The following is a 23,394-nucleotide window of genomic DNA, read 5'->3' on the forward strand; positions in this document are numbered from 1 at the left end:
GTTTCAGGCTCCGTCGTCGGCCTTGGCCTCGTCGGCCTCCTTGCCCAGCCGCGCCTCGACCGCCTGCGGCTCGTACATCTCCTCGACCACACGCAGGTAGAGCTCGTTCGGGTTGGGCAGGTTCTTGATCACCCGGAGTGCCTGTTCCTGGCCGGCGGACTCCAGCACGAACGTGCCGTAGTTGAGGGCGCGGCCGGTCGGGCTCTGCTCGTACTTCATGTCGGTGACCCGGGTGAGCGGCATCATCGCGACCTGCCGGGTGATGATCCCGTTGACCACCATCACCCGCTTGTTGGTCAGGATGAACCGGTCGTACCACCAGTCGGCGACCTTCCACGCGACCCAGCCCATCACGGCGAACCAGAGCAGCACGGCGACTGTGGTCAACGCGCCGACGTCCCGCCCGGCGAGGAAGCCGGAGAGGTAGCCGAGCACGAACGTGGCCGCCACGCCGACGATGATCGGGGTGGTGAGGTGGATCCAGTGCCGCTTCCACTCGCCCCGGTAGCGCTCGGTGGGGAAGAGGTAACGAGCTACGAGCGAGCTGGGCTCGTCCTCCAGCGGCAGCACCCGGCGGGGTGCCATGCCGGTGGCGTCGGACCGCAGCCCGGCCAGTTCGTCCTCGGAGATCGGCTGGTCCGGGAAGCCGTCCGGGTCACGTGCCCAGGCCCGGCTGGACCGCCCCTCACCGGCGTACGCGCTGCCGTAGCCGGCGTCGTCCGCGTCGGCGTACGGGCCGGGGCCGTAACCGGCCGGGTCGTCCGGGTCGATCCGGGGGATCGGCTCGGTGTCGCGCTCCCGGCGTGCCCGGTCGGGGTCGTCCGGGTCGAAGGGTGGACCGGAGGGGCTTCCCATGGGCGGCTAGGCGACGAGGTTGGTGAAGAAGTCGCCGAAGCCCTGCGCGATGTCCATGATGCCGCCGCCGAGAGACTTGAAGACGTCGGCGGCGGAGTTGGGCCGGTACGCAACAAAGAAGATCAAGAATGCGATGCCGGCCCAGGTGAGGACCTTCTTGACCATAGCGGGCCATCCTCTCGCGCGGCGCCGGGTCCGTTTACCGCAGCGGCACCCAGAGTATCAGCATGGTGTCTTACCGTGAATATCTGCGTCCGCTCCCCGACTCGCCGTGGCGAGCCGGTCAGGCCCGCCCGTGCAGGTACGGAGATGGTGCGCCGTACACGAGTTCGGGCGGTGTCCACTCGGTGAGGTCGTGCAGCACGACTTCTTCCGCGAGGAGGTGACCCGCACTCGCCGGCCAGGCTATCGCATGGAGCCACATTCCCCGAGCCTCGCCGGCGTACGCGCTTCGATCCGTTTCGGAGCGGACGAGCCACAGTGGAGTCGGATGGCCGCCCACCCGGATCTTCGCGTGCGGCAGCCGCTCGGGATGACCAGGGCCGGGATCGGTGAGCGCCTCCTCCACCTGTGGGCCGGGGTCGAGTCCGGGCAGTCCCGCGAAGCGGGATCCGAGGCCCACGCCGGGTTCCTCGGCGACGAAGATCAGGTCGGCCGGCCCACCGTCCAGGGGGGCCGGTCCGGCGCAGGCGACCAGCGTCGCCCGTACGCCAGCGCGGTCGTCACCCGCCCACGCCACGCCGGTGAGCGTCCAGCCCGGCGGGAGCGGCCACGGACACCACAGCGGCATCCGGAGCCGGCCGGCCGGGTCGGGGTCCGCGGCCATCCGGTCCACCACACTGGCCATGATCTCGGCGCTGATGCGCTCCGGCACGTGCAGCGGCGCGACCGGGCCGCAACGTACGCACCGGTGCTCGGCATGCATCAGGTCCGGCTCGCGCACCGGGCCCGCACATCTCGGACAACTCACCGCGACAGTCACACTCTCACCGTCACCCCGGACCGGCGAGGCGTCAAGCGGGGCGGGCGGACGAGCGTGGGATTTCCGTCCGGTGGTGGACCCACGCGGCGTGTCAGTCCGGCGGCGGCCCGGCGTACGACCGGATCCAGGCGTGCATGGCGATGCCGCTGGCCACACCCGCGTTGATGGACCGGGTCGAGCCGTACTGGGCGATGGAGAACAGCGCGTCGCAGGCCGACCGGGCCACCGCCGACAGCCCCGGCCCCTCCTGGCCGAACAGGAGCACGCAGCGGCGCGGCAGCACCGCCGTCTCCATCGGCCGGGAGCCGGGCAGGTTGTCGATCCCGACCACCGGCAGCTGTTCGTCACGCGCCCACGCGACGAACTCCTCGATCGTCGGGTGGTGCCGGACGTGCTGGTAGCGGTCGGTCACCATGGCGCCCCGCCGGTTCCACCGCCGCCGTCCGACGATGTGCACCTCGGCGGCGAGGAAGGCGTTGGCGTTGCGGACCACGGTGCCGATGTTGAAGTCGTGCTGCCAGTTCTCGATCGCCACGTGGAAGTCGTGCCGGCGCCGGTCCAGGTCGGCCACCACGGCCTCGCGCCGCCAGTAGCGGTAGCGGTCCACCACGTTGCGCCGGTCCCCGGTCGCGAGCAGCTCCGGGTCGTAGCGCGGGTCGTCCGGCGGGTCACCGGGCCAGGGCCCCACACCCACGTCGAGCTGGTCGTCGGTCACGGTCTGCAGAGGGTACGGCCCGGCGGCGTCCCCGGTCAGCGCAGGTCGAGCGCGCCGCCCAGCCGGTCGAGGAAACGCGTGTCGGCGGGGCTCGGCGTGGTCTGCCCGGCCCGGCACACCCGGGCGGCGACCGACTCCACCCACTGCCGGTACGCCGCCGAGTCGGCCGGGTCGGCCCGGCGGTGCAGCACCCGTACCGCGGCCCGGGCGGCGGCCAGCAGGTCGACCAGGTCGGTCAGGCGCTCGTCCCGCTCGGTGGCTCCGTCGTGGCGGGCGTAGATCGCGGCCACCACGGCGCGGACGAGATCGCTGTCGAAGGCCCGGCCGGCGGCCACCGCGTCCAGGCCGGCCAGACCGGCGGCGACGCCGCGCGGCGGGCGCCCGGGCCCGGGTGAGGCGGCGGCGACGAGGACGCGGCCCGGCAGGTCGGTCAGCAGGTCCCACTCCGCCGCCGAGTAGGCGGCGGTGGTGAGCGGTGCGGCGCGGCGACCGGCGGAAGGCGGCTCTCCGGCTACGGAGTGGCTCATGGGCACCTCCAGCCCGAGCATATGCCCCCGGACGAGGTCCGGGCCCCGTCCCCGCCGAACGGAGAACGAGGCCCGGTGGCCGGAGATGTTCAGGTCAGCGCGGCTCGGGGAAGCTGGGGCGCTCCGGGTCGACGCCGTCCGGGACTGCGGCGGCCGCGTACTCCTGCTTGGGGACCATGACCTTGCGGCGGAACACGCAGACGAGCGTGCCGTCCTGGTTGTAGCCGCGGGTCTCGACCGCGACCACGCCGCGGTCGGGCTTCGAGGCCGACTCCCGCTTGTCCAGCACCGTCGTCTCGCCGTAGATGGTGTCGCCGTGGAACGTCGGCGCGACGTGCCGCAGCGACTCGATCTCCAGGTTGGCGATCGCCTTGCCGCTGACGTCCGGTACGGACATGCCCAGCAGCAGCGAGTAGATGTAGTTGCCGACCACCACGTTGCGCTTGAACTGCGAGGCGGACTCGGCGTAGTGCGCGTCCATGTGCAGCGGGTGGTGGTTCATGGTGAGCAGGCAGAAGAGGTGGTCGTCGTACTCGGTGACCGTCTTGCCCGGCCAGTGCCGGTAGACCGCGCCGACCTCGAACTCCTCGTAGTAGCGGCCGAACTGCATCCTTGTCCCCTTCACGGGCGGCGATGGAGTTCGGCACAGCATGCCTTATCGCTTGTTAAGGCGAGGGGCGGGGCGCTCGCCCGGCGGAAATGTCACACCGGGGGTCACCGAGGTCTGGACGCAATGAGCGGCGGGGCCCTCCCCGGCACCCGCCGCCCACGCTCTGATGCGAAGAATTCTGCCGTACGAACACCCGGCACCGACAGAGACGGAGGTCACATTTATCTTTTCGTAACACTACTCAAAGTAATCTACAAGCGGTCGGTAAGCGATCTCTGCAGGCCGGATAGATGCTCGTCAAGCCCAAAGTTACCGATACGTAGCCACAACTGAGCGTGATCTCCTTGGAAACGCTCCCATCACGTGCCGTCACGCAAGTGCGGCGTGCATTTGCGTTCCGCACGACCGGGCCGAACAGATGGTGTTCGATGTGCCCAGGGTCACCGTCCGGGCGCTCAGCGTTTCGTCACCCCCGCGACGGGAATTCGGACGGACTGACCCTGGTTCCACCGGACGTACGACAATCCGCGGTGATCGGAGAGAGCAAATGGCAACGGTTGAGCTGACCACGGCCAACTTTGACGAGGTGACCGGGCGCGACGGGATCGTCCTGCTCGACTTCTGGGCGGACTGGTGCGGCCCGTGCAAGCGCTTCGCCCCGGTCTACGAGCGCTCCTCGGAGAAGCACCCGGACATCGCCTTCGGCAAGGTCGACACCGAGGCGCAGCAGGAGCTGGCGGCGAAGTTCAACATCAGCTCCATCCCGACGATCATGGCGATCCGTGACGGAGTGATCGTCTTCGCCCAGCCGGGCGCGCTGCCGGAGTCCGCGCTGGAGAACCTCATCGAGCAGGTCCAGGCGCTGGACATGGACGACGTGCGCAAGAAGCTGGCCGAGCACAACCACTGACGTTCCACACGCCGCCGGCCGGTGCCCCGCTTCGGGCCCCGGCCGGCGGCGTTTCTCGTGCCGGCCCGCTTGCGCTTAGTTCGTACACGTGTTCGAATGAACGCCATGCGCTGGGACAACCTCTCCGCTCCCCCGGACGAGGGGACTCCCGATCGGGCGGCGCCGGCGGCTCCACCCCTGCCGCTGGCGCTGCCCGGCGCCGTCACCCGCACGTTCGACACCCCGGACTTCGCCGGCATGACCTTCTACGAGGTCCAGGCCAAGTCGATCATCAACCGGGTGCCCGGCCAGTCGCGCGTGCCGTTCGAGTGGACGATCAACCCCTACCGGGGCTGCTCGCACGCCTGCGTCTACTGCCTGGGCGGCGACACACCGATCCTGATGGCCGACGGCCGCACCAAGGCGATCAGCGAGCTGGAGCCCGGCGACCGGATCTACGGCACCCGGCGGCGCGGCGCCTACCGCCACTACGTCGTCACCACCGTGCTCGACAAGTGGTCCACTGTGAAGCGGGCCTACCGGGTCACGCTGGCCGACGGCACCACGCTCGTCGCCAGCAGCGACCACCGGTTCCTGACCGAACGCGGCTGGAAGCACGTCACCGGAACGATGCGCGGCGGCGGGCGCCGTCCCCACCTGACCACCCGCAACCGCCTGCTGGGCACCGGCCGGTTCGCGGTCGCGCCGAAGCGCTCGGCCGACTACCGCCGGGGCTACCTGCACGCCCTGGTCCGCGACGACGGCCCCTCCGGCGACCGACGAGACACCCGGTTCCGGCTGGCCACCGCCGAGTCCGAGGCGCTGGACCGGGCCGAGCGCTACCTGACCGACACGGGCGTCACCGTCGAGCGGGCCACCGTCGCCCGGGTCGGCCGCCGGGCGACGACCACAGTGGTACGCACAGCCGGCCCGGCCGAGGCCGTCACCGGGCTGTTCGAGCCACCCGCCGAGACGACCGACGACTGGGCGCTGGGCTACCTGGCCGGCATGTTCGACGCCGTCGGCACCTGCCACCGGGGCGTGTTCCGGATCAGCGTCGCCGACGACGAGAGCCGTGCCCGCGCGGCCGGCGCGCTGGAGCGGTTCGGCTTCCGGTGGGCGCTCGACGTGCCGGGCGCCCCGGGTGCGGCGAGTCAGCTCCGGCTGACCGGCGGGCTGCCGGAACGGCTGCGCTTCTTCCACCTGACCGACCCGGCCGTCACCGCCCGGCGCTCGATCGAGGGCATGGCGCTCAAGTGCGCGGCGCGACTCCAGGTGACAGCCGTCGAGGATCTCGGCCTGGAGCTTCCGCTGTGGGACATCACCACCGGCACCGGCGACTTCATCGCCAACGGCGTGGTCAGCCACAACTGCTTCGCCCGCAACACCCACACCTACCTCGACCTGGACGCGGGCGCCGACTTCGACCGCAAGGTGATCGTCAAGGTCAACGCGGGCGAGCTGGTCCGGCGCGAGCTGGCCGCACCGCGCTGGCGCGGGGCGCACGTCGCCATGGGCACCAATGTGGACTGCTACCAGCGGGCCGAGGGCCGCTACCGCCTGATGCCGCCGATCATCGAGGCGCTGCGGGACTTCGCGAACCCGTTCTCCATCCTGACCAAGGGCACGCTGCTGCTGCGCGACCTGCCCCTGTTGCGCCAGGCCGCCGAGGTGACCCGGGTCGGGCTGTCGTACTCGGTGGGGTTCGTCGACGAGGTGCTCTGGCGGGCGGCCGAGCCCGGCACGCCGAGCCCGCGCCGCCGGCTGGACGCGGTCCGCCGGCTCACCGACGCCGGTTTCTCCGTCGGCGTGCTGATGGCGCCGATCCTGCCCGGCCTCAGCGACGACGAGGAGTCGATCGACGCCACGGTCGCGGCCGTCGCCGCCTCCGGCGCGGCGAGCGTGACGCCGCTGCCGCTGCACCTGCGGCCCGGTGCCCGGGAGTGGTACGCCCGCTGGCTGGCCCGCGAGTTCCCTCATCTGGTGCCCCGCTACCGGCAGCTCTACCAGGCCGGCTCGTACGCGCCGCAGGCGTACCAGCGGGAGGTGACCGCGCGGGTACGGATGGCGGCACGCCGGCACGGGCTGCACCGCGGCGAGACCGGCGACAACAGGCGGCTGCCGGAGACCCCGCCGCCCGCCCTGGCCGCCGAACAGCTCTCCCTGCTCTAGCGACCGGGGAAACCCGCGCCGGCGGGGCTAGTCTCGGAGGATGCGTTCCGCTCACCAGATCCTCGCCGACTCCGCCGTGATCGCCGTCGTGGGCGCCTCCCGTGACCCGGGCAAGGCCGCGCACCGCGTACCGCTGGAGATGCAGCGGCACGGCTGGCGGATCATCCCGGTCAACCCGACAGTGGACGAGTTGTTCGGCGAGAAGGCGTACCCGACGCTCGCCGACATCCCGCACCCGGTCGACCTGGTCGACGTGTTCCGCCCGGCCCGCGACGCGGTCGACGTGGTCCGGCAGGCGGTGGCGATCGGCGCCCCGGCGGTGTGGTTGCAGCTCGGGATCTTCTCGGACGAGGCGCGCCGGATCGCCGAGGCGGGCGGCCTCGACTACGTCGAGGACCGGTGCCTCATCGTCGAGCGGGCCGCCGCCGGCCTGACCCGTCGCGGCTGACTTCGCCGGGCGGCGGTTCGGGCCCGAAAGTCAGGTCGAGGTGGGCGTCGAGCGCGGCCAACGCGGTCTCCGGCGGATAGTGACCGCCGAGCACGTAGATGCCGAGGCCTTCCATCACGGCGAGCAGCCCGACCGCGGCCCGCTCCGGGTCCACCCGGCCGTCCGCGACGAGCGGTGAGCCGGCGGTGATCTGCCCGGCCACGAAGGCCAGCAGCGCGGCCGTCTCGTCGTGCAGCGCGGCGGCCACGGCCGGCCGGACGGCGGTGTAGGCGAGGAAGGCCAGGGCCACCCGCCCGTCCGCCCGCCGGTCCTCGTCCAGCGGCAGCAGCTCGGCCAGCATGGTCCGCAGCAGCGCCCGGGGTGCCGGCGTCGCGCCGAGCGCCTCGACCGCCCTCCGGACCCGGGCCTCGTTGCGCTCGCGCACCACGGCGAGCGCGAAGACCATCATCTCGTCCCGGGTACGGAAGTAGTGCTGCACCATCCCGGCGCTGACCTCGGCCGCCGCGGCCACGTGGCGCAGGCTGACCGCCTCCAGTCCCTGCTCGGCCGCGACCCGCATCAGCGCGTCGGCGATCAGCGCGCGACGCTCCCGGTGGTCGACCCGCTTCGGCATACCCCCATGGTTTCACAATACGACTGCATTGACATGTCGCCGACACGCGTTTTACATTGCAGTTGTATTGAAAAAGAGGGGGTGCGGTGATGGGACGGGCCATCCGGTTGGCGCGGCGTGCGGTGGCGTACGAGTGGGGCATGTGGCGCAGCCTCACCCGGTGGATCCTGCGCCGCCCGTATCCGGTCGCGCCGGGCGCGCAGACGTACGCCTACGTCGGCGGCGTGCAGCCGATCCTGCTGGCCTTCATCGCCCTGTCCACGATCGAGATCCCGGTCCTCGACGTGATCCTGCGGCACACGGTCGACCAGCCGACAGTGCGGCACGCGGCGATCGCACTCGGCCTCTGGGGTGTGCTGTGGATGATCGGGCTGCTGGCCAGCCTCCGGATCCATCCGCACGTCGTCGACGAGGCCGGCCTGCGGGTGCGCAACGGCGTCTCGGTCGACGTCACGATCCCGTGGCACGCGGTCGCCCGGGTGGCGCTCCGCCGCCGGTCGCTGCCGTCCAGCCGGGCCGTCCAGTACGACGCGGACGACCCGGCGGTGCTCAACCTCGGCGTCGGCAGCCAGACGGCGGTCGACGTGGTGCTGCGCGAGCCGCTGTCGGTGCGGCTGCCGAAGGGGCCGAGCGAGCCGGTGCGGGAGATCCGGCTGTACGCCGACGACCCGACGGCGCTGGTCGAGCACGCGCGGCGGCACCTGCCCGCCGCCGAGCAGGCCGCGCGCCGGCCCGAGCGGTGAGCCGGGCCCTTACTGCTTGTACTGCTTGAGCAGGCCGCGCGAGATGATCGTCTTCTGGATCTCCGAGGTGCCCTCGCCGATCAGCAGGAACGGCGCCTCGCGCATCAGGCGCTCGATCTCGTACTCCTTGGAGTAGCCGTAGCCGCCGTGGATCCGGAACGCCTCCTGGACCACCTCGGCGCAGTACTCGGACGCGAGCAGCTTCGCCATGCCCGCCTCGACGTCGTTGCGCTGGCCGGCGTCCTTGAGCCGGGCCGCGTTGACCATGAGCGCGTGCGCGGCCTCGATCTTCGTACCCATCTCGGCGAGCTTGAACGCGACGGCCTGGTGCTTGGCGAGCGGCTGGCCGAAGGTGTGGCGCTGCTGGGCGTACGCGACCGCCAGCTCGAACGCCCGGATCGAGATGCCGCAGGCGCGGGCCGCGACGTTGACGCGGCCGACCTCGATGCCGTCCATCATCTGGTAGAAGCCGCGGCCGACCTTCTCCTCGCCGCCGAGCACGGCGGAGCCGGGCACCGTGACGCCGTCGAGCACCATCTCGGTGGTCTCGACGCCCTTGTAGCCCATCTTGTCGATCTTGCCGGGGATGGTGAGGCCGGGCGCGGTCTCGCCGAAGCCGGGCTCCTTCTCCAGCAGGAAGGTGCTCATGTTGCCGTAGACCGAGTCGGCCCCGGTGTCGGTCTTGACCAGGGTGGCCACCACCGAGGAGTACGCCCCGTTGGTCAGCCACATCTTCTGGCCGTTGAGGACGTAGTTGTCGCCGTCACGGACGGCCTTCGACTTGATCGCGGAGACGTCCGAGCCGCACTCGGGCTCCGACATCGAGAACGCGCCGCGCACCTCGCCGGTGGCCATCCGGGGCAGCAGCCGGGCCTTCTGATCGGCGGAGCCGTGCTGCGAGATCAGGTACGCCACGATGAAGTGGGTGTTGACGATGCCGGAGATCGACATCCAGCCCCGGGACAGCTCCTCGACCACGAGCGCGTAGGTCAGCAGGGACTCGCCCAAGCCGCCGTACTCCTCGTCGATGGTGAGGCCGAACAGCCCCATCTCGCGCATGCCGTCGAGGATGTCGCTCGGGTACTCGTCGGCGTGCTCCAGCCGCTGGGCGTGCGGGATGATCTCCTTGTCGGCGAACTCCCGGACGGTTTCCAGGATCGACCGCTGCACGTCGGTCAGTCCGGGTGTCTGGGCGAGTCGGGCCATCTCAGCCTCCGGGGTCGGCGCCTTACTCATGGGTAACTGAACGCTCGGTCAGTATCGGTCCCGGGACCGGCCGCGCCAAGGTGACCAGTCCACACAACCGCTGTGAAAAGGTTCACCGCTGCGGGTAGCGTCCGCAAGAGAGAGGGCCGTTGACCTGGGGGAAGGGGCGCCCGTGAGTGACGAGCAGCCACCGTCGCCGTACGAGCCGCCGCCGCACGGTCAGCCCTACGGGCAACCGCAGTACGGCCAGCAGCACCCGCAGTGGGGCCAGCAACCCCCGTACGCCCCGCAGCCGCCCTACGGCCAGTACGGGCCACCCGGCCAGGGGCCGGGACCCCGTGGCACGAACGTGCTCGCCATCCTGTCGCTCGTCTTCGCGTTCGTCTTCGCACCCGCCGGCATCGTCTGCGGCCACCTGGCCAAGCGGCAGATCCGGCAGACCGGCGAGGACGGCGACCAGCTCGCCAACTGGGGTCTGATCCTCAGCTACATCTTCACCGTCATCGGCATCCTGGTCTGCTGCGGCTGGATCGGGCTGGCGTTCTGGGCCAACTCCGACACCAGCGGCTACTGACGGTCAGCGGAACTGCGCCTCCCGGACGCTGTTGCCGCCGTCGACCACGAGCATCTGCCCGGTGATGTACGACGCGGCGGGCGAGCAGAGGAACGCGATCGCCGCCGCCACCTCGTCCGGCGTGCCCGGGCGCCCGACCGGCGTACCGAGCCCCTGCTTGATCTCGGCCATGGTGGACGCCGCGGTGTGGATGATGCCCGGCGCCACCGCGTTCACGGTCACCCCGTCGGCGATCATCTCCATCGCCAGCGCCCGGGTCAGCCCGACCACACCGGCCTTGGCCGCCGCGTAGGCCGCCTCGGTGGGCAGCGCGTTGACCGGCCCGGCGGTGGCGGCCAGGTTGACGATCCGGCCCCAGCCCCGCTCGGCCATGCCGCCGATGAACGCGCGGCTGCACAGGAACGCGGTGGTCAGGTTGCGGTCGATCTCGCCGCGCCACTCGTCGTACGTCAGCTGCGCCACCGGCCGCAGCACCTCCGGGCTGGCCCGGCTGGCCAGACCCGCGTTGTTCACCAGCACCTCGACGTCGCCGAGCTGCTCGGCCACCGCGTCGGCCAGCGCGCCCACCTCCGACTCGTCGGTGAGGTCGGCGACGAAACCGGTGACGCCCAGCTCGCCCGCGCGTTCGTGGATGCGCCTCGTGGTGGACACGATCGCGACCCGGGCGCCCAGGTCGGACAGGCGGCGCGCGGTCGCGTACCCGATGCCGTCCGGGCTGCCCGCGCCGGTCACCAGCGCGACCCGGCCGTCCAGCCGCATGGTGGCCGGTTCCGGCAGCGGCGCCGGCCGTTCGGAGTCGGCGGCGCCGACCGGCTCGCCGCCACGTGGGCGCCGCACCGACCCCGGCCGGCTCATGTCCCGTCGCGACCGACCCCCACGCGCGTCAAGTGCCATGCCGAGGATCCTGCCCGGTGCCGACCCCACGGGCAACGCGGTGGCCGGAAAGGGGACGTCCGTGTCGCGCACCGGATGGCTACCCTGAGCGCGACCACGTACCTGGAGATGATCAGATGACCTATCCCCCACCGTCCGGTGGCTGGCAGGATCCGTTGGCTGCCGGACCGCAGTCGAGCCCGCCGGCCGTGCCGGGTCAGCCGGGTCCGGCCGACCCGTACGCGCCGGTCGCGGACCCGTACGCACCGGGCGCCGACCCGTACGCGGGAGCGAAGTCGCCCTATCCCCCGCCCGGCGGCGAGCAGTACGCCGCGCCGATGCCGGGCTATCCGGGTCCGGGCGCCTACCCTCCGCCCGGCGCATATCCCGGCTACGCCATGCCGGCGGCCCGCACGAACACGCTCGCCATCGTGGCGCTGGTGCTGTCGCTGGTCGGCTTCGCCTCGTGCGGCATCACCGCGCCGATCGGCGCGATCATGGGCCACGTCGCCCGCAAGCAGATCCGGGAGACCGGTGAAGAGGGCGACGGCATGGCCCTGGCGGGCATCATCGTGGGCTGGATCATGACCGCTCTGATGCTCGCCGTGATCATCTTCTACATCGTGATGATCGTGATCGCGGTCGGCGCCAGCAACGCCAGCAGCACCAGCGGCTACTGACGCGATCGGGCCGCCCCCGACAGGGAGGCGGCCCGGCGCGCGGTCAGGACGCGGGCGGCGTGAACGAAGAGGTACGGGACATGCCGGCGGCCCGGCCCTTCGCGGCGATCACCAGCGCCATCTTGCGGGACGCCTCGTCGATCATCTCGTCGCCGAGCATCACCGCGCCGAGCTTCCCGCCCGCCTCCGACGTGTAGTAGTCGTACGCGTCGAGGATCAGCTCGGCGTGGTCGTAGTCGGCCTGCGCCGGCGAGTACACCTCGTTCGCCGCGTCGATCTGGCCGGGGTGCAGCACCCACTTGCCGTCGAAGCCCAGCGCCGCCGAGCGCTTCGCCACCTCGCGGAACGCGTCCACGTCCCGGATCTGCAGGAACGGGCCGTCGATGGCCTGCTTGTCGTGCATCCGCGCGGCCATCAGGATGCGCATGAGGATGTAGTGGTACGGGTCGCCCGGGTAGTCCGGGATCAGCGCACCGACCACCAGCGACTTCATGTTGATCGAGGCCATGAAGTCGGCCGGGCCGAAGATGATCGTCTCGACCCGGGACGAGGCGCCGGCGATGGCGTCCACGTTCACCAGCCCGGCCGCGTTCTCGATCTGCGCCTCGATGCCGATCCGGCCCACCTCCAGGCCGAGCGTCTTCTCGATCTGGGTGAGCAGCAGGTCCAGCCAGTGCACCTGCTCGGCGTTCTGCACCTTCGGCAGCATGATGCAGTCCAGGTTCGCCCCGGCGCCCTCGACCACCTCGATGACGTCCCGGTAGGTCCACGGCGTGGTCAGGTCGTTCACCCGGACCACCCGGGTCTTGCCGGCCCAGTCGCCCTCGTTCAACGTCGCCACGATGTTCTTGCGCGCGTCCGGCTTGGCCAGCGGCGCGACCGCGTCCTCCAGGTCCAGGAAGACCTGGTCGGCGGGAAGGCCCTGGGCCTTGCCGAGCATCTTGACGCTGGAGCCGGGCACCGCCAGGCAGGATCGGCGGGGACGACCGACAGCGGTCATGGGTGCGCTCCTTCCAGCGTCCGGCGCGGGTGCCGGCGCAGCGGTGGATTTCGAGAACTTAACGATCCCAAAGGGCGTGGTGACGCCACGGTAACCTCGTGCCGTGACCGGGGTGAATGGACCTGTGGAAGATCTCACTGAGCGTCGGATCGTGGTGCTGACCGGGGCGAGCTCCGGCATCGGCCTGGCCGCCGCGGAAGAGCTGGCGCGCCGCGGTGACCAGGTGGTGCTGGTCGGCCGTGACCCGGCCCGGCTGCGCGCCGCGGGCGAGCGGGTCCGCGAGTGCTGCGGCGAACAGCCGGAGCTGTTCCGCGCCGACTTCGCGGTGCTCGACGACGTACGCGGGCTCGCCGAACGGCTGCGCGAGCGGTACGACCGGATCGACGTGCTCGCCAACAACGCGGGCGCGATCGTGCTGGAACCGATCACCACGGTCGACGGCTTCGAACTGAGCATGCAGGCCAACCACCTCGCCCCGTTCCTGCTCAGCAACCTGCTGCGAGACCGGATCCGGCGGATGGTGGTCACCGGCTCGGACGCGCACCGCAGCGGCGTGCTCGACCCGGACGACCTCAATTCCGCGCTGCGCTCGTACCGGCCGTTCCGTGCGTACGGCACCAGCAAGCAGGCGAACATCCTGTTCACCGCCGAGGCGGCCCGGCGCTGGCCGGACGTGCCGGCGCACGTGTTCCACCCCGGCGTGGTGCGTACCCGCTTCGGCAACGAGAGCCGGATCGTGGCGCTCGCCATGCGGCTGCTGCCGTTCCGCAGCCCGGAGAAGGGTGCGGAGACGCTGGTCTGGCTCGCCTGCCAGGACCCGTCCCGGCTGACCGACGGCGGCTACTACGCCGACCGCAAGCCGCACCGGCCCCGGCCCAAGGCGGCCGACCCGGCGCTGGCCGCCCGGCTCTGGACGGCCAGCGCGAAAGCGGTCGGCGTCGACGCCTGACGACACCGGGGGGACACATGACCGCGGAGCGAGAAGTCCTGCTGGTCGCGCTCGTCGACCTGAGCGCCGACGTGGACGCCGGGCGGCGCTACGAGGACGCCGTGCTGGCGCTGCTCGGCCGGCACGGCGGCCGGCTGGAACGCCGTCTGCGCACCGGGGACGGGGAGACCGAGGTGCACGTGATCCGGTTCGCCGCCCGCGCCGGGCTCGACGCGTTCCTGGTCGACCCGGACCGCGTCGCGCTGCGCGCCGAGCTGGGCGACGCCGCGCCCGCCACCCGGGTGCTTGAGGTACGCGACGTCTGAGCGTCACCGCGACACGTGCACCGGGACGCTCGTGACCACCACGCCGGGCAGCGCGCGCAACGCGACCCGTAGCCGCTGCTCGGCGCGGCTGTGCAGCAGCCGGTACCGCCGTCGGCGCAGCACCACCTCCGGCACGATCACGGTGAGCGTCAGGTCCGGGCTCGCGGCGTGCAGCGCCTCCAGGTAGTGCGCCAGCGGCCCGATCACCGACCGGTACGGCGACACGATCGTCTCCAGCCGCAGGTGGTCGCCCCAGGCCCGCCACTGCTCGCGGAACCGGTCCGCCTCGGCCTCCTCCGGCGCGAGGTGCACGGCGAGCGTCGGCCGCCCGAGTGACGTCGCGTACGCCAGCGCGCGCAGCGACGCCCGGTTCAGCCGGGCCACCGGCACGACCACCAGGTGGCGTACCTGCTGGGGCAGCTCGTCGCCCTCGGCGGGCGGCGCGGGTGGCGGCGGATGCAGCGCCAGCGCGTGGTGCAGCCGGGCGTAGTGCCCGTGGATCCGGCGGAACAGCAGCACCAGCAGCGGCACGGCGAGCACCACCACCCAGGCGCCCTCGGTGAACTTGGCGACCGCCGCGGTCAGCAGCACCAGCCCGGACAGCGCCGCGCCGACCGCGTTGACCGCGAGCCGGCGGCGCCATCCCGGTCCCCGGCGGCGCCGCCAGTGCACCACCATCCCGGTCTGGGACAGCGTGAAGGCGAGGAACACGCCCACCGCGTAGAGCGGGATCAGCCGCTCGGTGTGCCCGCCGAACGCCACGAACACCACCGCGGCGGTCAGCGCCAGCGCCACCAGCCCGTTGCTGAACGCCAGCCGGTCGCCCATGTGCAGGAACCGGCGCGGCGCGTACCCGTCCCGGGCCATGAAGAACAGCAGCCGGGGGAAGTCGTTGAACGCCGTGTTCGCGGCCAGCAGCAGGATCAACGCGGTGGTGGCCTGGAGGATCGCGTACCAGGGCCCGGTCGGGAACGTCACCCGGCCGAGCTGGGACAGCAGCGTCTCGTCCGCCCGGGGCACCAGGCCGTCGAGGTGGATCAGCCCGACCAGGCCGGCGAACAGCGTGACCAGCATGGCGACCATCCAGCCGAGTGTGGTACGGGCGTTGCGCCACTCGGTCGGACGGAACGCGGGCACCGCGTTGGAGACCGCCTCGATGCCGGTCATCGACACCGCGCCGGAGGAGAACGCCCGCAGCACCAGCAGCAGGCCCAGGCCCTCGGCGGCGGGCACCGAGGGCGGCGGCACCGGCGCGAAACCCCGCGCCGCGGCCTTCGCGTACCCGACCGCCAGCACCGCGACCAGCACCACCACGAACGCGTACGTGGGCAGCACGAAGATGTTCCCGGCGGTGCGTACGCCGCGCAGGTTGCCGGCGAGCAGCACGACGATCACCAGCACCCCGAGCGGCACCGCCCACGGGCTGAGCCCGGGTAGCGCCGAGGTGACCGCGTGCACCCCGGCCGCCACCGACACGGACACGGTCAGCACGTAGTCGAGCATCAGCCCGGCCGCGGCGGCGAGTCCCGGCGTACGCCCGAGGTTGTCGCCCGCGACGATGTAGGAGCCCGCGCCGTGCGGGTAGGCCGGGATGGTCTGCCGGTAGGAGAGGCCGACGGCGACCATCAGCACCACCAGCACGGCGGCCAGCGGCAGGGCCAGCCCGAGCGCGGCGCTCCCGGCCAGCACCAGCACCACGAGCATCGCCTCCGGCCCGTACGCCACGGAACTGAGCAGGTCCGAGGAGAGCACCGGCAGCGCGACCAGCTTGCGCATCCGCTCGTAGAGCACCGACGCGCTGGACAGCGGCGGCCCGATCAGAGCCCGGCGCAGCCGGGTGGCGGCCCGGCCGGCCCGGTCGGCGGGCAGGTCGGCGGCGCCGGTGGCGACCAGCTCGTCCGGCTGCGCCACGGTGAACATGTCGATCGGCGCGAGCCGGCCGAACCGGGTGGGCGCCGGGTGGTGGTCGTGCCGCCCGAGCGCCGGGTCGACCGGCAGGTCGTCGGCGCGGCGCGGGCCGCGCCAGCGCTCACCGATCCGGCCGAGCGCGGCCCGTTCCTCGTCGCCGAGCGGCGGGAACTCGGCCGAGGGCGTGACGACGGTGCCCGCCTCCGCCGCGTCGTCCCGGTCCGACCCCACCCTGAGCACTTTCGTGCAAACCGGACGGCCCGGTGGCCGGAACGGCGCGACTTCGCCCCGACCGGCGCGGCGGCCCGCTGATGCTCGACGGCCGCGCTCACGCGCGAGGGCCGCGCCGTTCAGTCGCCGAGCGGCGTCGGGTCGGCCGGTGCCGCGACCGGCGCGGCGCGGCGGCCGGCCCGCGCGCCGCCGAGCACCACCACCGCCACGCCGGCCAGCAGCAGCGCCAGGCCCGGCAGCGCCAGCGGCCGGGGCAACTGCCCCAGCCACACCCAGCCGATCAGCGCCGCGCCCGGCGCCTCCAGCAGGATCAGCACGCTGACGGTGGTCGCGGAGACCCGGTGCAGCGCGTAGTTGAACATCGAGTGGCCGAGCAACTGGGCGCCCGCCACCAGGCCGAGGATCGCCAGCCAGGTCGCGCCGTCGAAGCCGTGCAGGCGTACCCCGCCGACCAGGCACACCACGAGCAGGATCGCCGCGCAGACGCCGTAGCAGACGGTGGTGTAGGTGGTGGTGCTGATGCTGGCCCGGGCCCGCTCGCCGAACGCGGTGTAGACGGCCGCGAACAGGCCGCCGACGACCGCGAGCAGGTCACCGGCGAACGCCCGGCCGGAGACGCCGAAGTCGGCGCCGGTGGCGAGCACCGCGCCGAGCACCGCCACCGCGATGCCGGCCCACACCGCCGTCGGCAGCCGCCGTCCCTGCCCGCGGGCGATCAGCCCCTGCCACACCGGCTGCGTCGCGCCGAGCGCGGTCGCGGCCGCCACCGAGGTGAGCTGCGCGCTCGGCATCCAGGTGGCGAAGTGGGCGGCCAGGGCGACCCCGGAGAGTACGCAGTAGAGCCCCTCGCGCCGGCCCGGCCCGACGGTCAGCGCGCGGAGTTCGGCGCGCCGCCTGGTCAACGCGACCGGCCCGAGGACGGCCACCGACAACGCGGTACGCCAGAACGCCACCGCCAGCGCCGACGCGGCGGCGAACGCCACGAGCGGCGCCGAGGACGAGACCGAGGCGACGGCCAGGGCGAGCGCGCCCACCGTCAACGCGTCGAGCGGCGGGCGGTGCGGAACGGTCGGCACGAACGTTAATCCTCACACGGACACCCGACAGACACGGAACGTCAGCACTCCGTTACGATCATGCGCGTCCCGGCGATCCTCCCCCTCGACGTCCGGAGGCGTTCCCTCATGCCCAGGTTCCAGGCGGTGCTGTTCGACTTCTTCGGCACCCTCACCCACGGCGTACGGCGCGGAGCCGCCCACCACGCCACCGCCGACCTGCTCGGCTGCTCCGCCGAGGCGCTGGTGGAGGTGTTGAACGGCAGCTTCTACGAACGGGCGAGCGGATCCTTCGGGAACGCCGAGTCGACGATGCGCTGGGTGTGCGCCCGGCTCGGCGTCCACCCGTCCGACGCGGCGGTACGCGCCGCCGTCGCCACCCGGCACCGGGCGGTACGCGCCGACACCCGGCTGCGTGCCGAGGCGGTGCCGGTGCTGGCCGCGTTGCGCCACCGGGGCGTACGCACCGGGCTGGTCAGCGACTGCACGCACGAACTACCGGCGTTCCTGCCGCAGCTCGCCGTCGCGCCGCTGCTGGACGCCCATGTCTTCTCGGTACGCCTCGGACGCTGCAAGCCGGACCCGGCGCTCTACCTGGCCGCGTGTTACCGGCTCGGCCAGGCCCCGGCCGACTGCCTATACGTCGGCGACGGCGACAGCCAGGAACTCACCGGCGCGGAGCGGGCGGGGCTGAGCGCGGTCCGGCTGGCCGCGCCGGATCTCGCCGACCACGTGGTCCTCAACGCCGACCACGGGTTCGACGGGCCGTCGCTCACCTCGCTGACAGAGGTGCTCGACCTGCTCGACCTGGTCCCGGTGGCCTGACCCGGCTCGTCGAACGCGGCCGGCCCGTCGGGCTGGACCGACTCCGCCGACGGCGACCGATCCGCATGGCGTCGACCGCCTGGCGCCGACGGGTTCGCGGTCAGCGGCGGCGGACGCGGTGCAGGCGGAACGGCTTGCGGACGGCCCGTACCACGGCGGCCGGGCGGGGCTGCTCGCTCAGCGAGCCGTCCGGCAGGTCGGCGCCGCTCACGGCGGTGCCGGCGGGCGTGAGCCGGTTGAGCGCGCACCCCTGCGCCGCCCACCGCTGCACCAGCTCGGCGGCGGAGCCGGAGGCGTTGAGCCGTTTCGCCGCGACCAGCGGCGCGACGGTGTCCCACTCCTCGGTGCCCGGTCGCAGCCGGGTCACCCGCGCCGGCCAGGTGACGATCCGCCCGCCGTGGTCGCCGCGCAGCGTCACGTCGGCCGTGTCGCTGTCGGCCAGCCCGGGTGCGGTCTGCTCGCCGGGACCGGTGACCACGAGCAGGGTGCCCTCCAGCGGCAGGCACCACAGCGCGTACGCCGGGCCGCCGGTGCTCACCCAGCACACGGCGGCCTTCTTCACCGCCTCGTCCACCAGGGGCGGCGTCACCCGCTCGTCCACCTCGTCGCTCACCCCGCCATCCTCCCCCATCCCGCCCCGGGCCGCGGTCAGCCGATGAACGGTGGGACGGCGATCTCGCCCCGGGCCACCGGCATGACCTGGCCGGACACTGTCGCGCCCATCGCCAGGCCGCCGGACGCGGTCACCGTGCAGTCGAGCGTCGACGGGCGGTTGATCTCGATGCCCTGCCGGACCGTGTACGTGGAGCGCCCCTCGCCGGGCAGCAGGCCGCTGGCGATCAGCCACACGCCCAGTCCCAGGGCGGCGGAGCCGGTCGCCGGGTCCTCCGGTACGCCGAGTCCCGGCACGAAGACCCGGGCGTGCGCGGTTTGCGAACCGGGCTCCCAGGAGAAGAGGCTGACGTGCTCCACTCCGTACCGCTGCGCCGCCGTCGTGTTCAACCGTGCCCGGGCCACCGCGTCCGGGCGTACCGGAAGGTAGGGGAATTCGAGGCCGCACCCGGCGACCCGCGGTGGCGGGCCGACGTGGTCGGGGCCGGTGAGGCCGACCATCTCCAGCAGCGGCTCCGGGTCGAGTTCCGGGCCGAGCGTGGGCGTGCCGCCGGTGAGCGTCGCGCCGGTGGCGGTCACCTCGATCGGCAGGACGCCGGCGCCGCACTCCTGGGTGACCCGGCCCGCGCCGAAGACGCCGCGGCGGCTCGCGGTCACGGCGGCGCCGACGCTCGGGTGCCCGGCGAACGGCAGCTCGTCGGCCGGGGTGAAGATCCGGGCCCGGTAGGTGGCGCCCACCTGTGTCGGCGGGAGCACGAAGACCGTCTCGGACAGGTTGAACTCCAGCGCGAGCGCCTGCATCTGCTCGGTGGCCAGCCCTTCCGCGCCGAACACCACGGCCAGCGGGTTGCCGGCGAACGGGCGGTCGGTGAAGACGTCCACGATCTCGTAGCCCAAGGTCGACATGTTGTTAGAGACTAGGCCCTTAGGCTGGTGGCCGTGAGCACGCCGAACCGGGTCTACCTCGCTCGACTCGCCGGAGTCGCCGTTTTCGACCCGAACGGCGACCAGGTCGGCCGCGTCCGCGACGCGGTGGCCCGGATGCGCGCGACCCAGCGACCGCCGGAGGTGGTCGGCCTGGTCGCCGAGATGCCGATGCGGCGGCGCATCTTCCTGTCCATCAACCGGATCACCTCCATCGATCCGGACGGCGTCGTGCTCGGCAGCGGCACTCTCAACCTGCGCCGCTTCGAGAAGCGCCCGAACGAGCTGCTGGTGCTCCAGGAACTGCTCGACCGCCGGGTCCAGGTCGAAGGCGGGCAGGCCGGTTCCGTGGTGGACGTGGCCATGGAGTGCAGCCGCGGCGGCGAGTGGACGCTGGGCCGCGTCGCCGTCCGCGAGCACACCGGCCGGCTCACCCGGCGCGGCCACCTCCACCAGGTCGAGTGGGACCGGGTGCACGGCCTGGGCGCGGTCGGCGACAACCGGGGTACGGCGAACCTGCTCGCCGTCCTGGAGGACCTGCGCCCGGCCGACCTCGCCAACGCCCTCCAGGACCTGCCCGACGCCCGGCGCAACGAGGTGGCCGCCGCGCTCGACGACGAACGTCTGGCCGACGTGCTCAGTGAGCTGCCCGAGCACGACCAGGTGGAGATCCTGGCCGCGCTGGACCGTCAGCGCGCCGCCGACGTGCTGGAGGAGATGGAGCCGGACGACGCCGCCGACCTGCTCAACGAGCTGCCCCCGCCGGAACAGGACGTGCTGCTCGACCTGATGGAGCCAGACGAGGCCGACCCGGTACGCCAGTTGCTGCGCTACGCGTCCGGCACCGCCGGCAGCGTGATGACCTCGGAGCCGGTGATCCTGCCGCCGGACGCCACGGTGGCCGAGGCGCTGGCCCGGATCCGCGAGGCGCAGCTGTCCCCCACGGTGGCCGCCCAGGTCTTCGTGGCCCGTGCCCCGCTGACCACGCCCACCGGCCGCTACCTGGGTATGGTGCACTTCCAGCGGTTGCTCCGCGAGCCTCCGGCGGATCTGCTCGGCGGCATCGTGGTCAACGACATCGACCCGCTGCGGGCGTCGACGCCGCTGCCCGAGATCACCCGCCGGATGGCCACCTACGACATGGTCGGCATGCCGGTGGTGGACCGGAACAACCGGCTCGTCGGCGCGGTGACGGTGGACGACGTGCTGGACCATTCCCTGCCGCGGGACTGGCGGGACCGGGACGCGGCATTCCCCTCGTCCGCCACCGACGACGGCACCATGGACGGCGACGATGAGTGATCAGCGACGAGGCGACCGGCTGGACCAGCCGCGCGCCCCGCGGAACCTGCAACTGCCCCGGGTCGACGCGGAGACGTTCGGCCGCTGGGCCGAGGGCATCGCCCGGGGCATGGGTACGGCGAACTTCCTCGTCTACATGACGCTGATCCTGGTGGCGTGGTTCCTGTGGAACACGCTGGCCCCGGCGAATCTGCGCTTCGACCCGTACACCTTCACGTTCCTGACCTTGATCCTCTCGCTCCAGGCGTCGTACGCGGCGCCGTTGATCCTGCTCGCGCAGAACCGGCAGGCGGACCGGGACCGGATCGCGATGGAGGAGGACCGGCGGCGGGCGACCATGCAGAAGGCCGACACGGAGTACCTGGCCCGGGAGATCGCCGCGTTGCGGATCGCCATGGGTGAGGTGGCCACCCGGGACTTCCTCCGTTCCGAGCTGAGCCGGCTCGGTGAGGAGCTGGACGAGGCGGCCGAGCGGCGGCGCAAGCTGGAACGGCGGCAGCAGGAGCGGGGGGCCCGGCGGGCGGCCGGCGGCGAGCGGCTGGACGAGCCCCGGGACGAGCTGGACGGCGACTACGCCCGGGGCGGCCGCTACGAGGGTTGAGCGGTCATCGAATCGCTCACACCGCCGCCGCCAGCGGCGGTGGCCGATGACCCGCGACGTAGCATTGCGGGCATGTCTGCACCCGTCAGCACCGTCTCCGACGCGATCCAGGCCGCCCTGGCCACCGTCAACGACCCGGAGATCCGCCGGCCGATCACCGAACTCGGCATGGTCCAGTCCGCCGAGCGGGACGAGGACGGCGTGGTCCGGGTGGAGCTGCTGCTCACCGTGGCCGGCTGCCCGCTGAAGGACAAGCTGCGCAGTGACATCACCGCCGCCGTGGGCGCGGTACCCGGCGTGAGCGGTGTGGAGATCGTCTTCGGGGTGATGAGCCCGGAGCAGCGCCAGGAGCTCCAGTCGAAGCTGCGCGGTGGCGGTGCCACCGCCGAGCCGGTGATCCCGTTCGCCCAGCCGGGCTCGCGGACCCGGGTCTACGCGGTCGCCAGCGGCAAGGGCGGTGTCGGCAAGTCCAGCGTCACCGTCAACCTGGCCGCCGCACTCGCGTCCCGTGGCCTGTCGGTGGGTGTGGTGGACGCGGACATCTACGGCCACTCGGTGCCCCGGATGCTCGGCGCGGACGGCGCGCCGACCCGCGTCGAGGACATGATCATGCCGCCGCAGTCGCACGGCGTGAAGGTCATCTCGATCGGCATGTTCACCCCCGGCAACGCCGCCGTGGTCTGGCGCGGGCCGATGCTGCACCGGGCGCTCCAGCAGTTCCTCGCCGACGTCTACTGGGGTGACCTGGACGTCCTCCTGCTCGACCTGCCGCCGGGCACCGGCGACATCGCGATCTCGGTGGCCCAGTTGCTGCCGAACGCGGAGATCCTGGTCGTCACCACGCCGCAGGCGGCCGCCGCCGAGGTGGCCGAGCGGGCCGGTGCGATCTCGTTGCAGACCCACCAGCGGGTGGTCGGCGTCATCGAGAACATGTCCTGGCTGGAGATGCCGGACGGCTCCCGGATGGAGGTCTTCGGGGCCGGTGGCGGCGCGGCGGTGGCCGAGTCGCTGACCCGGACGATCGGCGCGCAGGTGCCGGTGCTGGGACAGATCCCGCTGGACACCCGGGTACGCGAGGGCGGCGACGCCGGCCAGCCGATCGTGCTGGCGCAGCCGGACGCGCCGGCCGCGAAGGCCCTGTTCCAGGTCGCCGACCGCCTGGCGGTCCGCCGCGAGTCGCTGCTCGGCAAGCCCCTGGGCCTCAAGCCCGCAGGCCGCTGACCCTTACCGCTCCACCACACCCCACCGCCCCTCCCGCTCCGCGCGAGGGGCGGTCCCCTTTCCAGGCGTCGATCATGAGGTTGACGGTCGCCGGACCGGCGTGTCGCGCCGTCAACTTCATGATCGACGGCGAAAGAGAGGGCGTCAGGTGGCGTCGTCGTAGGACGGGCGGGGGGCCGGCGGCGTCGGGGTGGGGGTGCTGGTGGCCACGCTGGGGGTGCGCAGGTCGGCGGCCTTCGCGACGTCCTTCAGCTCGTCGTGCACGCCTGTGACGTCCGAGCGCAGGTTGTCGTACATGCTCTGGAGCGGCTTGCGGATCGCCTGCTCGTCGTCCTCGCTCAGCAGGTGCTTGCGGATGAACGCCTTGGGGTGCAGATCCTCCAGCTGGATGTCCGTGCCCAGCTCGCGGCTCAGGTCGCCGGTGGCGTTGCGCGCCATGTTGCGCAGGTTGCGGACCATCCGGAGGCCGTCGCTGATCACGTTCGGCAGCCGGTCGCCGAAGATCAACAGCGCCAGGAGCAGCAGGACGCCGATCTCCCACCAGTTCAGGTTCTCGAACACCGCCGCCTCCTCG

27 protein-coding genes are annotated in these 23,394 nt (G+C 72.5%); 12 read left to right on the top strand and 15 right to left on the bottom strand.

Annotation, left to right across the window (positions count from 1 at the left end; translation table 11 throughout):
- Positions 1–3: 3 nt before the first annotated feature.
- From ACN27C_RS04005 to ACN27C_RS04030, 6 genes are all read right to left on the bottom strand, one after another.
- The gene (locus ACN27C_RS04005) at positions 4–855 is read right to left on the bottom strand and encodes a PH domain-containing protein (protein ID WP_120571763.1); all 852 of its coding nucleotides are present in this window, start codon (positions 853–855) and stop codon (positions 4–6) included.
- Between the two features lie 6 nt (positions 856–861).
- Positions 862–1,020 (bottom strand): hypothetical protein, encoded by a 159-nt coding sequence (locus ACN27C_RS04010; RefSeq protein ID WP_013283898.1) that lies wholly within the window; start codon positions 1,018–1,020, stop codon positions 862–864.
- 118 nt (positions 1,021–1,138) lie between these two features.
- A complete protein-coding gene (locus ACN27C_RS04015) occupies positions 1,139–1,837 on the bottom strand; it encodes a DUF6758 family protein (RefSeq protein ID WP_422750457.1) in 699 nt (232 codons plus the stop codon).
- 91 nt (positions 1,838–1,928) lie between these two features.
- Positions 1,929–2,552, bottom strand: a complete 624-nt coding sequence (locus ACN27C_RS04020; protein WP_252452312.1) for a TrmH family RNA methyltransferase — start codon at positions 2,550–2,552, stop codon at positions 1,929–1,931.
- 35 nt (positions 2,553–2,587) lie between these two features.
- Complete coding sequence (locus tag ACN27C_RS04025) at positions 2,588–3,079, bottom strand: hypothetical protein (protein WP_120573989.1); 492 nt, start codon at positions 3,077–3,079, stop codon at positions 2,588–2,590.
- A gap of 94 nt (positions 3,080–3,173) precedes the next feature.
- Positions 3,174–3,689, bottom strand: coding sequence for a MaoC family dehydratase (locus ACN27C_RS04030; protein ID WP_120571765.1), 516 nt, complete (start codon positions 3,687–3,689; stop codon positions 3,174–3,176).
- A gap of 547 nt (positions 3,690–4,236) precedes the next feature.
- Here ACN27C_RS04030 and trxA point away from each other — a divergent pair.
- The 3 genes from trxA to ACN27C_RS04045 all read left to right on the top strand — a co-directional run bounded on the left by trxA (position 4,237) and on the right by ACN27C_RS04045 (position 7,198).
- Complete coding sequence (gene trxA, locus ACN27C_RS04035; RefSeq protein WP_013283893.1) at positions 4,237–4,599, top strand: thioredoxin; 363 nt, start codon at positions 4,237–4,239, stop codon at positions 4,597–4,599.
- Between the two features lie 105 nt (positions 4,600–4,704).
- Positions 4,705–6,750: an intein-containing Rv2578c family radical SAM protein gene (locus ACN27C_RS04040; protein ID WP_422751573.1), complete on the top strand. Its 2,046-nt coding sequence runs from the start codon at positions 4,705–4,707 to the stop codon at positions 6,748–6,750.
- A gap of 40 nt (positions 6,751–6,790) precedes the next feature.
- Entirely contained in the window at positions 6,791–7,198 is a 408-nt protein-coding gene (locus tag ACN27C_RS04045; RefSeq protein WP_422750458.1) for a CoA-binding protein, read from the top strand.
- Here the strand turns inward: ACN27C_RS04045 and ACN27C_RS04050 are convergent.
- Positions 7,155–7,811, bottom strand: a complete 657-nt coding sequence (locus ACN27C_RS04050) for a TetR/AcrR family transcriptional regulator (protein ID WP_422750459.1) — start codon at positions 7,809–7,811, stop codon at positions 7,155–7,157. The genes ACN27C_RS04045 and ACN27C_RS04050 overlap by 44 nt on opposite strands.
- A gap of 89 nt (positions 7,812–7,900) precedes the next feature.
- Between ACN27C_RS04050 and ACN27C_RS04055 the strand changes: the two genes are divergently transcribed.
- Positions 7,901–8,554, top strand: a complete 654-nt coding sequence (locus tag ACN27C_RS04055) for a hypothetical protein (protein WP_120571767.1) — start codon at positions 7,901–7,903, stop codon at positions 8,552–8,554.
- Positions 8,555–8,563: 9 nt separating this feature from the next.
- Here the strand turns inward: ACN27C_RS04055 and ACN27C_RS04060 are convergent, their stop codons facing one another.
- Entirely contained in the window at positions 8,564–9,760 is a 1,197-nt protein-coding gene (locus tag ACN27C_RS04060) for an acyl-CoA dehydrogenase family protein (RefSeq protein WP_120571768.1), read from the bottom strand.
- Positions 9,761–9,932: 172 nt separating this feature from the next.
- Here ACN27C_RS04060 and ACN27C_RS04065 point away from each other — a divergent pair, with 172 nt between their 5' ends.
- Positions 9,933–10,334 (top strand): DUF4190 domain-containing protein, encoded by a 402-nt coding sequence (locus ACN27C_RS04065; protein WP_120571769.1) that lies wholly within the window; start codon positions 9,933–9,935, stop codon positions 10,332–10,334.
- 3 nt (positions 10,335–10,337) lie between these two features.
- Here ACN27C_RS04065 and ACN27C_RS04070 read toward each other — a convergent pair whose 3' ends face one another.
- Positions 10,338–11,228 (bottom strand): SDR family NAD(P)-dependent oxidoreductase, encoded by an 891-nt coding sequence (locus tag ACN27C_RS04070; protein ID WP_036311415.1) that lies wholly within the window; start codon positions 11,226–11,228, stop codon positions 10,338–10,340.
- A 116-nt stretch (positions 11,229–11,344) separates the two neighbouring features.
- On the opposite strand from ACN27C_RS04070, the gene ACN27C_RS04075 reads away from it, so the two are divergent.
- Positions 11,345–11,887: a DUF4190 domain-containing protein gene (locus ACN27C_RS04075; RefSeq protein ID WP_422750460.1), complete on the top strand. Its 543-nt coding sequence runs from the start codon at positions 11,345–11,347 to the stop codon at positions 11,885–11,887.
- 43 nt (positions 11,888–11,930) lie between these two features.
- Here ACN27C_RS04075 and ACN27C_RS04080 read toward each other — a convergent pair whose 3' ends face one another.
- The gene (locus tag ACN27C_RS04080) at positions 11,931–12,887 is read right to left on the bottom strand and encodes an HpcH/HpaI aldolase/citrate lyase family protein (protein WP_120571771.1); all 957 of its coding nucleotides are present in this window, start codon (positions 12,885–12,887) and stop codon (positions 11,931–11,933) included.
- Between the two features lie 124 nt (positions 12,888–13,011).
- Between ACN27C_RS04080 and ACN27C_RS04085 the strand changes: the two genes are divergently transcribed.
- Positions 13,012–13,836 (top strand): SDR family NAD(P)-dependent oxidoreductase, encoded by an 825-nt coding sequence (locus ACN27C_RS04085; protein WP_422750461.1) that lies wholly within the window; start codon positions 13,012–13,014, stop codon positions 13,834–13,836.
- A 17-nt stretch (positions 13,837–13,853) separates the two neighbouring features.
- Positions 13,854–14,141 (top strand): hypothetical protein, encoded by a 288-nt coding sequence (locus ACN27C_RS04090; protein WP_422750462.1) that lies wholly within the window; start codon positions 13,854–13,856, stop codon positions 14,139–14,141.
- Between the two features lie 3 nt (positions 14,142–14,144).
- Here ACN27C_RS04090 and ACN27C_RS04095 read toward each other — a convergent pair whose 3' ends face one another.
- Both ACN27C_RS04095 and ACN27C_RS04100 read right to left on the bottom strand, forming a co-directional pair.
- Positions 14,145–16,280, bottom strand: a complete 2,136-nt coding sequence (locus ACN27C_RS04095) for an APC family permease (RefSeq protein WP_422750463.1) — start codon at positions 16,278–16,280, stop codon at positions 14,145–14,147.
- Positions 16,281–16,399: 119 nt separating this feature from the next.
- The gene (locus tag ACN27C_RS04100; protein ID WP_252452354.1) at positions 16,400–17,356 is read right to left on the bottom strand and encodes a DMT family transporter; all 957 of its coding nucleotides are present in this window, start codon (positions 17,354–17,356) and stop codon (positions 16,400–16,402) included.
- 108 nt (positions 17,357–17,464) lie between these two features.
- On the opposite strand from ACN27C_RS04100, the gene ACN27C_RS04105 reads away from it, so the two are divergent.
- Complete coding sequence (locus ACN27C_RS04105) at positions 17,465–18,160, top strand: HAD family hydrolase (RefSeq protein ID WP_422750464.1); 696 nt, start codon at positions 17,465–17,467, stop codon at positions 18,158–18,160.
- A gap of 100 nt (positions 18,161–18,260) precedes the next feature.
- Here the strand turns inward: ACN27C_RS04105 and ACN27C_RS04110 are convergent, their stop codons facing one another.
- Positions 18,261–18,791, bottom strand: coding sequence for a hypothetical protein (locus tag ACN27C_RS04110; RefSeq protein WP_422750465.1), 531 nt, complete (start codon positions 18,789–18,791; stop codon positions 18,261–18,263).
- A 17-nt stretch (positions 18,792–18,808) separates the two neighbouring features.
- A complete protein-coding gene (locus tag ACN27C_RS04115) occupies positions 18,809–19,678 on the bottom strand; it encodes a PhzF family phenazine biosynthesis protein (RefSeq protein WP_422750466.1) in 870 nt (289 codons plus the stop codon).
- Positions 19,679–19,711: 33 nt separating this feature from the next.
- Here ACN27C_RS04115 and ACN27C_RS04120 point away from each other — a divergent pair, with 33 nt between their 5' ends.
- From ACN27C_RS04120 to ACN27C_RS04130, 3 genes are all read left to right on the top strand, one after another.
- Complete coding sequence (locus tag ACN27C_RS04120; RefSeq protein WP_120573991.1) at positions 19,712–20,998, top strand: magnesium transporter MgtE N-terminal domain-containing protein; 1,287 nt, start codon at positions 19,712–19,714, stop codon at positions 20,996–20,998.
- Entirely contained in the window at positions 20,991–21,599 is a 609-nt protein-coding gene (locus ACN27C_RS04125; RefSeq protein ID WP_120571780.1) for a DUF1003 domain-containing protein, read from the top strand. The genes ACN27C_RS04120 and ACN27C_RS04125 overlap by 8 nt, the downstream gene beginning before the upstream one ends.
- Positions 21,600–21,671: 72 nt before the next feature.
- A complete protein-coding gene (locus ACN27C_RS04130; protein WP_120571781.1) occupies positions 21,672–22,820 on the top strand; it encodes an Mrp/NBP35 family ATP-binding protein in 1,149 nt (382 codons plus the stop codon).
- A 144-nt stretch (positions 22,821–22,964) separates the two neighbouring features.
- On the opposite strand, the gene ACN27C_RS04135 is transcribed toward ACN27C_RS04130, so the two are convergent.
- A complete protein-coding gene (locus ACN27C_RS04135; protein WP_252452359.1) occupies positions 22,965–23,381 on the bottom strand; it encodes a preprotein translocase subunit TatB in 417 nt (138 codons plus the stop codon).
- Positions 23,382–23,394 lie beyond the last annotated feature (13 nt).

The organism is Micromonospora sp. WMMD1219 (assembly GCF_049315215.1).
Lineage (GTDB): Bacteria > Actinomycetota > Actinomycetes > Mycobacteriales > Micromonosporaceae > Micromonospora > Micromonospora tulbaghiae.